This window comes from Facklamia sp. P13055, from assembly GCF_050409445.1.
GTDB lineage: Bacteria > Bacillota > Bacilli > Lactobacillales > Aerococcaceae > Facklamia.
This window is the reverse complement of the sequence record NZ_JBNUPL010000031.1, coordinates 1-10,956: the sequence shown is the minus strand read 5'-3', so window position 1 is coordinate 10,956 and position 10,956 is coordinate 1. Positions and strand designations below refer to the sequence as shown.

Annotated in this window: 11 protein-coding genes and 7 tRNA genes; 17 read left to right on the top strand and 1 reads right to left on the bottom strand. The window is 33.9% G+C overall.

Features of this window, described 5'->3' with window-relative positions; all coding sequences use genetic code 11:
• Positions 1 to 60: 60 nt before the first annotated feature.
• The 11 genes from ACQV2O_RS08040 (at position 61) to ACQV2O_RS07990 (ending at position 5,168) form a co-directional block, all read left to right on the top strand.
• Positions 61 to 133 (top strand) — tRNA-Phe (locus ACQV2O_RS08040).
• Between the two features lie 5 nt (positions 134 to 138).
• Positions 139 to 219 (top strand) — tRNA-Tyr (locus tag ACQV2O_RS08035).
• A 33-nt stretch (positions 220 to 252) separates the two neighbouring features.
• Positions 253 to 323: transfer RNA gene (locus tag ACQV2O_RS08030), tRNA-Trp, on the top strand.
• Positions 324 to 337: 14 nt separating this feature from the next.
• Positions 338 to 410 (top strand) — tRNA-His (locus ACQV2O_RS08025).
• A gap of 17 nt (positions 411 to 427) precedes the next feature.
• Positions 428 to 499, top strand: a tRNA-Gln gene (locus ACQV2O_RS08020).
• Positions 500 to 505: 6 nt separating this feature from the next.
• A tRNA-Cys gene (locus ACQV2O_RS08015) sits at positions 506 to 576 on the top strand.
• A 12-nt stretch (positions 577 to 588) separates the two neighbouring features.
• Positions 589 to 674: transfer RNA gene (locus tag ACQV2O_RS08010), tRNA-Leu, on the top strand.
• Between the two features lie 360 nt (positions 675 to 1,034).
• Positions 1,035 to 2,078 carry a ribosome small subunit-dependent GTPase A gene (gene rsgA, locus ACQV2O_RS08005; protein WP_428874561.1) on the top strand — a complete coding sequence of 348 codons (1,044 nt, stop codon included), beginning with the start codon at positions 1,035 to 1,037 and terminating at the stop codon, positions 2,076 to 2,078.
• A 97-nt stretch (positions 2,079 to 2,175) separates the two neighbouring features.
• Complete coding sequence (locus ACQV2O_RS08000) at positions 2,176 to 2,871, top strand: hypothetical protein (RefSeq protein WP_428875503.1); 696 nt, start codon at positions 2,176 to 2,178, stop codon at positions 2,869 to 2,871.
• A gap of 64 nt (positions 2,872 to 2,935) precedes the next feature.
• Complete coding sequence (locus tag ACQV2O_RS07995; RefSeq protein WP_428874559.1) at positions 2,936 to 4,630, top strand: serine hydrolase; 1,695 nt, start codon at positions 2,936 to 2,938, stop codon at positions 4,628 to 4,630.
• A 229-nt stretch (positions 4,631 to 4,859) separates the two neighbouring features.
• Positions 4,860 to 5,168, top strand: a complete 309-nt coding sequence (locus ACQV2O_RS07990) for a hypothetical protein (protein WP_428875502.1) — start codon at positions 4,860 to 4,862, stop codon at positions 5,166 to 5,168.
• A gap of 101 nt (positions 5,169 to 5,269) precedes the next feature.
• Here ACQV2O_RS07990 and ACQV2O_RS07985 read toward each other — a convergent pair whose 3' ends face one another.
• Positions 5,270 to 5,560 carry an ArsR/SmtB family transcription factor gene (locus ACQV2O_RS07985; RefSeq protein WP_428874557.1) on the bottom strand — a complete coding sequence of 97 codons (291 nt, stop codon included), beginning with the start codon at positions 5,558 to 5,560 and terminating at the stop codon, positions 5,270 to 5,272.
• A gap of 579 nt (positions 5,561 to 6,139) precedes the next feature.
• Between ACQV2O_RS07985 and ACQV2O_RS07980 the strand changes: the two genes are divergently transcribed.
• The 6 genes from ACQV2O_RS07980 to ACQV2O_RS07955 all read left to right on the top strand — a co-directional run bounded on the left by ACQV2O_RS07980 (position 6,140) and on the right by ACQV2O_RS07955 (position 10,552).
• Entirely contained in the window at positions 6,140 to 7,237 is a 1,098-nt protein-coding gene (locus ACQV2O_RS07980; RefSeq protein ID WP_428874556.1) for a LysM peptidoglycan-binding domain-containing protein, read from the top strand.
• 164 nt (positions 7,238 to 7,401) lie between these two features.
• Positions 7,402 to 7,566, top strand: coding sequence for a hypothetical protein (locus ACQV2O_RS07975; RefSeq protein WP_428875501.1), 165 nt, complete (start codon positions 7,402 to 7,404; stop codon positions 7,564 to 7,566).
• Positions 7,567 to 7,918: 352 nt separating this feature from the next.
• Positions 7,919 to 8,101, top strand: coding sequence for a hypothetical protein (locus ACQV2O_RS07970; protein WP_428875500.1), 183 nt, complete (start codon positions 7,919 to 7,921; stop codon positions 8,099 to 8,101).
• Between the two features lie 44 nt (positions 8,102 to 8,145).
• Positions 8,146 to 8,625, top strand: a complete 480-nt coding sequence (locus ACQV2O_RS07965; protein WP_428875499.1) for a hypothetical protein — start codon at positions 8,146 to 8,148, stop codon at positions 8,623 to 8,625.
• Positions 8,626 to 8,737: 112 nt separating this feature from the next.
• Positions 8,738 to 10,294 (top strand): bifunctional metallophosphatase/5'-nucleotidase, encoded by a 1,557-nt coding sequence (locus ACQV2O_RS07960; RefSeq protein ID WP_428874594.1) that lies wholly within the window; start codon positions 8,738 to 8,740, stop codon positions 10,292 to 10,294.
• 39 nt (positions 10,295 to 10,333) lie between these two features.
• Positions 10,334 to 10,552: a sce7725 family protein gene (locus ACQV2O_RS07955; protein ID WP_428875505.1), complete on the top strand. Its 219-nt coding sequence runs from the start codon at positions 10,334 to 10,336 to the stop codon at positions 10,550 to 10,552.
• Positions 10,553 to 10,956: the final 404 nt, after the last annotated feature.

The window sequence follows — 10,956 nt, the reverse complement described above, 5'->3', positions numbered from 1 at the left end:
TAACATGCTTGCCTGTCACGCAGGAGATCGCGGGTTCAAATCCCGTCCGGACCGTTTCTAGGCTTGATAGCTCAGTTGGTAGAGCACTTGATTGAAGCTCAAGGTGTCGGCGGTTCGATTCCGTCTCAAGCCATTGCTGGAGGGGTAGCGAAGTGGCTAAACGCGGCGGACTGTAAATCCGCTCCTTCGGGTTCGGCAGTTCGAATCTGCCCCCCTCCATTTTAATAGGGATTGCTAACCATTTTCCTTTTTAGGGACTTAGTTTAACGGTAGAACAACGGTCTCCAAAACCGTCAGTGTGGGTTCGATTCCTACAGTCCCTGTTAAAAGTATGATGGCGATTGTGGCGAAGTGGTTAACGCATCGGTTTGTGGATCCGACATTCGTGGGTTCGATTCCCATCAGTCGCCTATTTATATTTTATTATTGGGGTATAGCCAAGCGGTAAGGCATCGGACTTTGACTCCGTGATTCGTTGGTTCGAATCCAGCTACCCCAGTTTCATGGCGGTATAGCCAAGTGGTAAGGCACGGGTCTGCAAAACCTTGATCGCCGGTTCAAATCCGACTACCGCCTTATATCTATTACGGCGGTGTGGCGGAATTGGCAGACGCGCTGGACTCAAAATCCAGTGCCGGTTACACGGCGTGTCGGTTCGACCCCGACCACCGCTATTTATTTTAAACTCTTTCCTGGATAGGAAGGTTTTTTTATTGTTTTATTTTCATTGGTAAAGTATAATTTTCTTATAAATTCGAAAGGAGTGGTACAAGATGAATTTAGAATATAAAAATTTAGGTTCTAATCTAAAAACTCTTCAATGGTTTTTTGCTAGGGTTATTTGTTTTTACGTACCACCCTATCATTAGTCATTTTCTATATTTTTAAGGATCTAAGTTAATCTTAGATTCTTTTTTATTTTAATTATATTTTAAAAATTATAGAATTTATTTTGTCTTTCTAAATTCATCATATTTACGAAAACAGATAGCTTTATGTAGCATAAAAGGATAATTTAGATAGGAGACTAATTGATGATAAACAAAGATTATGGTATTAATTCTTACATTTCTAGATATAATTTAAATAATGATTTAAATATCTATCGCATCACAAGTCGTAATAATGCATTTCTAACGCTTCATAATAAAAAAGACGAATTAATTTCGGTTCGAGTAAATTTAAAAAATAGTGATTTTGTTGTAGGTGATTATGTTTTAGTTGAAAAGAATGCGGGAGAACATCAAATATCCACGTTTCTCAAAAGAGATAGCTTGATTACTAAAGCTCAAAGCACATCACAAAAAAGTTTGGCATATAATGCTAAAGAACAATTAATAGCTGCAAATGTTGACCAAATATTTATTCTTATTGCAGCTGATCAGAGGTTTTCTTTGGGAAAATTCGAACGCTATGTCTCTACCTTTTCTAATATGGCTAAGGATATTCAAATTATTATTTCAAAATCAGACTATCAAGTAGAAGCTTCAACTATTGAAAATACTATTTTAAAGGTTTATCCTAAAATGAAAATTAATCAATTATCAATTCATGATCCTTTATCGTATCAAAAAGTAATGAATCTTCTCAAAAAAGGTAAAACTTCTATTCTAATTGGATCATCAGGGGTAGGAAAGTCTACTTTAATAAACACTATTTTACAAAAAGAAGAACTGTCAACTCAAAACGTTAGAAATGATGGTAAAGGCAAGCATACAACCACCTCTTCCTCTATGTATTTCCTTAAAAAAACCTCTTCTTATATTATTGATACACCAGGCTTTAAAACTATTTCATCCCATAGAGATGCAGATGAAACGCTTCTTTTTCAAAGTATATATGACCTTTCGCTTAAATGTAAGTTTAATGATTGTTCGCACGTGAATGAGCCTGGATGTGCTATTCAACTAGCCATCAAAAAAGGGAATTTATCTAAAGAGTTGTACAATCGTTATTTAAAATATAAAGATAAAAAGAAACGGTATAAGGAATTGATCAGCCAAAAAAACAAAAAAAAGAAACCACATCATCGAATGAAAGTAATCACTAAGTCAGGAATTCTTAACGACATTGATTAATCTCACCTAATCAATAGTTATAAGGTAGTTTATAGGGCAACGTTAAGGTATAATAGATAGGTCGATAATTTTATGTTATTTCAAAGAGGTGATCTGTTTGATTAGTACAGTAGAAAGTTATTTTGAAAAAGAAGATATTTTGGTTCCTAAGAAATATCTTCAAATTAATGAAGAGTATTTAAATAAACAAGTTGATCAAAAAGTGGAGGAACTAACCAATCTAAATTATCCAAATAATAAAAATTTGTCAGATGAAGTGATATTCAATCTAAATCTTCCGAATATCTATAGTTATCAAGACTTGAGAAGCTTTTTTTATAATGATTTGAAGCATCGTGTGGCTGAGTTCTTTTTTTATGATCAACTACTGCCTTACTTATTCACTTTTTTCGCTGAAACCAGTCAAACCATCATTAATCAAAGTGAGCTGTTGCTTTTTCAAAATGAGTATCTAAAAAGAGTAGAAACGATAGCTAAAGTAAAGAATATCTCTTTTTCTGATTATGTACAAATTCACCTTCGATTGGCTGGTAATCCTTATGAGCGAATTAAAGAGAGAGCTTTTGAGGAATTTGTTTTTAGGTTAATTGCCAATCAAAGATATGAGAAAAATGAGTATGCTAATTTACAAGATGAGTACGAAGCATTTATTTCCGACCGCTCATTATCTCTTAATGTTGATCCCTTTGATTTGAAAGAGGAATTAAGCCTATCTACTTTTGAACAAGATTACCCGACCATTTACTTTACTCAAGAACTGTTAGATTATTTTATACCTAAAATTATTAGTTAAGATTGGGTTCTTAAAATCCTATTGATATATTTACCAATAACATCAGGTGAAGGAGCGAACAAATTTGAATGATAGTTATCAAAAACAATTGCTTTCTTTTTTAATTACTGCGACTCTTTTTTCAACACTTTATTTCACTTTTGTTTCTTCCTCTAATCGTTATATTATTGAAAACTTTTTCAAAAAGCCGATTGATAGCAGCATTAACCTTGAGGAAGTAGATCTTAATTTAAGAAAAGATCCAATCTTACAAACCAACGCTAAATCTGAAAAAGTCTCACTCTCGTCTGAATTAAACGATCACTATATGCCAAGATTTTATAATCGACCTCAACTTATTAAGCCGACTTTAAAATCGTCTATTAATCGCAAACCAGTTGTTGAAGAAATTGGAGTGGCGGAACTTGTATGGAAAAGAGATGGATTGAAAAAGATACTTTATCAAGGTGGTTCGCCCTTCACCGGATGGTTTCAAGAAGATAAAACTAAAGGTTATTATCAAGATGGTTTAAAAGAAAATCTGAACAACAGTGAATTATTAGCTAAACAAGTTGAGGATCTTTTTGCTGTTAATAAATATCCTTTCTACATGACTCCTCATAAAAAAAGAGAGCATTTCACTCTGAAAACAATGGAGTACAGCATCCTTATTAAGTCTCCTGATTTAAAAATTTACTCAAATCCGCCTGGTTTAGCCAGTTCACGTTATTTACTAAATACTCAAGGAATGATAGACAGTCCAATGGAAGTAGGACAAGAACTCACTAATCAATACGGAACCTGGTTACATGTTTATTTTGGCTATGATGAGCTTGGTTGGATTAGAAAAGATTCTTCATATAATGATTACGTTTTAACCTATTATAGTGAAAGAGAGCTTTTAGATGAAATAGAAGCTATATTAGAGACTTATTTGGGATATATTAGTGCAACGGCAGGAGCTTCTTTTGTTAATAGTGAGCATCTTACCCAGGTTTCAGTAAATAACCAAATATTTTTCCCAGCCTCTACTCAAAAAATTTATGTTTTAGGTAAAATTTATGAGCTTTATAAAACTGGTGAGTTGTCACCCAATTCTATGGTTATTTTATCTGATGAAAACCGCGTCCCAGGTGCTGGAGTTATTCAAGGAGACCCTAGTGGGTCGCAATACACTGTGGATTACTTAGTAGATTTGATTCCTTTATATTCTGATAACACAGCTGCTAATATGTTAATTGAAGTAGCTGGCGAAGGTGAATGGATTACACCTTATGTCCATAAATTTGGTCTAAAAGATACCTTTGTTGATGGAAAATATTATCATGGATCAACCAACCGCAGATTTCAGACATCGCCTGGGGATGCTGCTATGTATTTCGCTTTAATGGCACGTAATGAACTGAATGGCGAACCTTGGGATGGTCAATTAATTCAAAAATTAATGACAAATCCATGGCGATATCTTTCTGCATTTATACCATACGTTACCACATGGAATAAAACAGGATTAGGATCGACAGAACAAAATGATGTCGCAGCTTTTCAAACGGATTATGGAACCTACACACTAGCTGTGTATACAGAAAATCCTTATAATTACGATGCTGTTCCTGATCAAATGGGAATATTATCTAAAGCTGTTTTTGATGTCTATGTTAGTAATCGTTCGCTCTTATGGCAAAAAGTAACAAATCCCCAAGCTTATTTAGAGGAAAAAGAGCAAGAAATGTTGAGGCAATCCACAGAAATGATGTTAGATGAAAACAATTATAATTAAAAAATAAAAGGGGCTGGGACAAAAGCCTTGAACAATTAAAGAAAGTCCGGTCAACGATCCATTTGTTAATCGGACTTTTTCTTTAACAATAAAAAAATAGAAAGCGTTTCCTGCTATAATAGTAGTAATCACAAAACCATTTAGGAGGGGCTTTCTATCTAGTAACAGTACACTATGAATCACACTTACTTGCCACTGGAAATGGATTGTTTATTCCCTGAAAATCATAGTGTTTAGGCGAATTCATGAGGTAGTCGAACAGATTCAATCTGAGATTCAGCAGCTCTTAAGTGAAGAAATTGAAACGCTTAACCGAGCGATTGAAACGCAAACTGTTGCCGGAGCGGATGAACGCAAAAAGAAGCGCTGTCGTCTCAAAAAGTATCACCAAAAAATTGCTGAGGATTTTATTCCTTGTAAAGAAAAACACACCACTTATCAAGCGACATCCAACGGTCGCAATAGCTTTTCTAAGACCGATGTCGAGCGAATATTTATGGCCAATAATCTACGTAAATACCCAAAGCAGCGAGCCTAGATTGGAAAGTCACTTTCCAATCTAGGCTCGCTGTAAATTTTGAGGGGGCTGAGCAGCCCTTTTGTCCCAGCCCCTTTTATTTTAGTAAGAATGCTTTCAGTTTAGCTGTTTTCGTAAGTTTCTAAGACGAGCTTGGCTGTATCGCTAGAAAGGGAATAATATATTTTAGTTCCATCACGGTCCGCAGAGACAATTTTTGCTTCACGTAATTTACTAATGTGTTGAGAGACGGTAGATTGAGTTAATTCTAAATCTTGTTGAATTTTGCTGACATTCATAACACCGTTATTTTTTAATAGCAATGCGATTGAAAAACGAATAGGGTGTGATAAAAGTTTTAGTACATTAACATATCTAGCCATTTTTTTTGATTTCATTCCGTATGTTTGCATCTTTTCCCTCCATTTCTATCTATTTTTATGCCTAGTCAGATTGTATCACATATTTTACTTTTAAAGTAAGAATTTTTTGTGTTTTTTATATTACATTTAATTTTGCTTAAAATTTTTACTGATTATTAAATGGTGAAAATAGTAGATACTTATAATATTTTAGCTAGCAAGATAAGGATACCATTTTAAGTTGTAATAAGCAAAGGTTGTTTGAAAGTAGTGTATAAATGGTTTTTAGAATAGGTTTAAATTATAAAAATATGTAATTGTTTTATTTTTTAAACAATAAAGATCCTTCATATTAGTATGATAGTACTATTAAATAATCCTTAAACAATAAAATAAGCCAACGTATATGTTATTTTATTTATAACATAATTTTATAAAAGGCTTGAAGTGTATCTTGCTTGATTGATTGTAATATCACTGTAACCTATATTGCTATCTTTAATCGGTTTGCTTAATCATAGGTAACAAGTGCTAAAAAAACGTGCACTTATTAATAAACTTGTTTAAGATATCTTATATATTAATTTTAATAATAATTCACCAACAAGGTGATCATGTTAAGGAGTATTTATGAAAAAATCAATAATAAGTTTAGTTATCTCGTCACTATTGTTGCAAGTCGTAACTGTTCAACCAACTATCTTAGCTCAGGACGATAATTATCAAGGAAGTCTTGCGATGGTTTGGAAGCAGAGAACAGTTAATGAGATACGTCGTGTAATCAATCTAATGACTGAAAAACAAGATGGTGTCTATGTGATTCAATGGGGCGACACTTTAAGTAGTATTTCTGGAGCAACTGGTATATCGGTCAATGATTTGGCTCAAATCAACCAAATAGCTAATCCAGATTTAATCATAGCTGGAGCAGAGTTGCGTTTTAACTCAGATTCTGGGACGATCTCATATAGTCAAGGAGATGAAGAAGTAACAGTTACAGCTTATGAGACTGAAAGCAGTTCAATTAATACAAAGGCTCAAACAGAAGAGAGTCTCTTAGTAATTGAGGCAGCTGAAGACTTTGAAGAAGTTCAAGAAGAATTACCTACTTTTGAGGAAGCTATGCCTAATGAAGTTGTCGAAACAACTCGGGAAATTAGTGAAGAAATTCTTCCAGTTGTTGAAATGACTACCACGAGCAATGAAGTTATCGAGGAACAGCTGACTACTGAAGACTTTGAAACAACAGCCACTACAATTAAGTCTACTGATTTTAATACTGATTTAATTGAAACTAGCGTTTCAGATATTACAACTAGCATTACTACCAGTATTGAAACGACTAGTTATGTTGAATCTACCTATGAAGAAATAACTTTTGAAACGAATGAAGAAAGAGTTGAAACAACGCTTGTAGATAATAGCAGTACGGACCCTTATGCAGCGTTTGAAAGAATAGTTGCTGAGAAAGGTGTTTCTGATGTTGAGCAAGGTTATTGGAAGGCTATTATTAATCGTGAGTCCGGGTGGAATACATTTGCTAAAAATATGTCTTCTGGAGCATATGGATTACCACAAGCTTTACCAGGTAATAAAATGGCTTCTCATGGTGAAGATTGGCAAAGCAACCCTTATACTCAATTATCATGGATGTATGACTATATGGTAAGTCGTTACGGATCGATTTCTGGAGCTTGGTCACATTCTCAATCAAAAGGGTGGTATTAATAATTAAAGAGCTGAGATCTAATGATCTCAGCTCTTTAGGTGTTCAGAATGAAGTTAAAATATAGCTTATTTTGATAAAAAAGTTAAGTAGAACTTTAGGTCCAATATATGGTACGATAAAATCTTGATAGTGAAGATAAAAACTATTAAGAGAGGAAGAGTTGATGAGTCAAACAAAGATTGAATTCTTGGGTGGAATTGGCACAATTGGGGGAAATATTATTAGCCTTCAAAAAGATAATCATCAAGTGATTATGGATTTTGGAGCATTTGTAGGAGCCGATATTAAACAATTGCTAGATCGATCATTAACTGAACAATTCCTTTAAGATAACTTATTGCCTAAGGTAGAAGGATTTTATTCTCAAAGCCAGTTAAATTCAAATTCGTTAACTGCTTATGAGGTGAGCTCATCGAATACTGCCATTTGCTTGTCTCACTCGCACCTTGATCATCTAGGTTCCTTAGGACAAATAAACGAACAAATTCCTGTATACACATCAGAGAAGTCATTAAACTTTTATGAAAACTTAGTAAAAATTCCTTTTTACCTAAATATGATGTTAATTGGCAAAGTGTTCCTCATCAAACAAGTATTCATCATGGGCCATTCAAGATAACTTTTAAAGAGAGTGACCATGATACAGAAGGTGCGAGTGCTATTTTATTGCAACGAATGATTTGAAAATTGTTTATTCAGGAGACTTAAGACTAAATGGTTATAACCCTGAAAAAGTGCTCAAGTGGGTAGAAGAAGCCCATCCTTTTGAACCAGACCTACTATTAATTGAAGGCACCTCTTTGTCTAATTTTGGAGATGACCTCGCACCTCACTTAGCTGTTGAGGGAAAAATCATAATCTAGCTTGTTCAAATGAGCGGCAGTTATTAAAAGAGAGAGACCACTTATTGGGTAAAAAACAAGCAGGCATCATAACCATTAATTTATATCCACAAAATATACAACGCTTGATAAGATTGAATGAAATAGCTAAAAATCATCAACGGAGATTTGTCGTAGATAAAGCGTATTACCAATTGCTTAAACAACATATATCAAGCAAAATCGATAATATTTTTTGTTTAGATGAGGATGAAGAAGAAAGTAGTCTTTTGGTAAGTGCTGAAGAATTGAAGGCTTCGCCGAATGACTATTTATTATTAATTGATTATGAACGTCATCAAATTCTTTATCAATTACCAGCTGGAATATATTTACATTCAAACGGAGTTCCTTTAGGAGTCTTTATGGCTGGTTATGAGGAGTTTTTAACCAATATGGTTGAATACGGCCGGGATTTCTATCAGGCTGGGGTCTCAGGTCATGCCTCTCAAGCAGATTTATTGATGATTGGTTATACGATTCAATCAAAAGTTGTTATTCCATAGCATACATTTAAACCAAAGGCTTTTGGTCAAGAGTTAGAAACAAAAGGTCTAATTGTTTTCTATCCTCAGTATGGCCAAATATATACGATAGACAAGATATTGGAGGGGAACAATGCTTAAAATCCGCTTTTTAATAACGAGTGATACACATGGTCAATGGCACCATCATCCTGATCAGACTGAGTATTCCTTAAAGAACACTGCAGCTTTAATTGATCAATTAAAACAAGATTCGATTAAGACATTGCAATTTGATTTAGGCGATTTTATTCAAGGATCGCCTATGACGAGCTATACCAGTCAAGTGACAAAGAGTGCGGCTCCTTATGCTCGAATGATGAATGATTTGGACTATGATTATCAAATTGTTGGTAACCATGAATTTAATCACGGAATGGCCTATCAAGACACTGCATTAGACTTAATAAATGCACAAATATTATGTAGCAATATTGTGGATCGAAAAACCAAAAAGCCCTATAAGGGAAAAGCCTATGATGTCATCAACATTGAAGATTATAAAATCGGAATTATTGGTGTAACCACCCACTATATACCACACTGGGAGTTGCCAGAAAATTATGAAGGCTTAGAATTTTTAGATGCTTTTGAAACGGTTAAAGAGTATGCTCAATTTTTAAAACCTCAAGTGGATTTATTAGTTGTTGCTTATCATGGAGGTTTTGAAGCTGACCTATCTTCGGGAGAGGCCTTAGAGGCTCAAACTGGAGAAAATCAAGGATATAAGATGATCAGTGAGATTCCTGAAATAGATCTTTTATTAACGGGTCATCAACATCGTCAGATTTGTCAGCCCTTTAAGGATTCCTTTGTCATTCAACCAGGCTATGGTGGTGAAAAGGTGGGTGAAGTTATCGTGAGTTTAGATAAAAAAGCTTCCCCAGCAATTGAAGGGGCTTTACACTCTTTTACAACTAGCGCAGCAATTGAAAATATTCGTCCATTAGAACCTGAATATAGCCAGAGCCTTAACTGGCTTGATGAGGTCTTAGGGAATGCTCCCATGGAGATGCCCACTCGAAATCTTCATCAAGCAAGAGTGAAAGGCCATCCTTTTGCTGAGTTTTTAACGAGAACGATGTTGAATGAAACAGGGGCAGACTTCGCAGGTATATCCTTGCTCAACGATCACTTTGTAGATTTTCAAGGTGAAGTTAGGCGAGGAGAACTATTGAATATTTATCCTTATTATAATCAAATTGCTGTTAGCCAAGTAAGTGGTCAGGATATAATTGAAGCGATGGAGCATAATTTTGCTTATTTTACTTTTGATTCATCCGGTAAAATTTCTGTAAATCCTTCTTATATTTATCCTAAACCTAAGCATTACAATTATGACTTGTACACGGGTTTTTCTGTAGAGGTTGATTTGAATCAACCAATAGGTAAGCGTGTGGTCAAATTAATTAATGAAAAAACACAAAAAGTAATTGATAAGCAAAAATATTACCATTTAGCGCTCACTCAATATCGTGCTGTTGGGGGAGGCGATTATAATATGTTTACAAAAGCTAAAATTGTTAATATGATTGATAAAGATATGATTCAATTAATAGTTGAAGGTATGGATCAATTGACAGTTACGGAATGGAAAGATATAAATCATCATTATGAGCATATTCAATGGACAGCTTTTAATGAAGATTAAGTATTTTTTCAAAGTTGAAATTAGTCTAAAAAGCTTTTAATAAACAAAATACTTTTAGCTGATAATTTCAATAAACAAAAAAGAAATGCGGATTATGTTGGTGATGAATATTTTTCTTCTGATCATTTATCGTTTAAAAAAGATGGTTACATAGGGTTTTTAGATTATTATGTAATGGGTAAAGATTTTATGGAAAATGGCTTTTCACCTCATGCTGTAGCAATCCATATTATAGATTGTGATAAAAAAAGAACTTGAGGGTTCATCATTTTGTATCTGATACCAATCATAGCCCAACAGATCCAGCGAATAAATACCATGAAGCAGTTATTAAACCAAAAGAATAGTATAATAAGATAATGGAATTGGAAGGTAAGGAATATGTAAAAGAAAACATAGAAACTGAAGTATTTTAACATTTATTACAGATGCTGATGAAGGGAGCGACCCTGGCTTAGGAGTAATAAAAAAATTATCTATTGAACATCAGATAGAACTAATGAGCAAATTTTTAAGAAGCTAAATAAAAAGACAATCAGTTTAAATTTATAGTTTATTATATAATGAAAATAATTTGATGTTTATACTAAAAGAGTTAGAAAAACTAGGCTCTATGTCCAATAGGGTTGATGCTATCCAAGGAGATTAAGCCACTAATGGTT

Coding starts and splice junctions, on each gene's coding strand:
- rsgA (WP_428874561.1), top strand. CDS start 1,035: ATGATAAACAAAGATTATGGTATTAATTCTTACATTTCTAGATATAAT.
- ACQV2O_RS07985 (WP_428874557.1), bottom strand. CDS start 5,560: ATGCAAACATACGGAATGAAATCAAAAAAAATGGCTAGATATGTTAAT.
- ACQV2O_RS07980 (WP_428874556.1), top strand. CDS start 6,140: ATGAAAAAATCAATAATAAGTTTAGTTATCTCGTCACTATTGTTGCAA.
- ACQV2O_RS07975 (WP_428875501.1), top strand. CDS start 7,402: ATGAGTCAAACAAAGATTGAATTCTTGGGTGGAATTGGCACAATTGGG.
- ACQV2O_RS07960 (WP_428874594.1), top strand. CDS start 8,738: ATGCTTAAAATCCGCTTTTTAATAACGAGTGATACACATGGTCAATGG.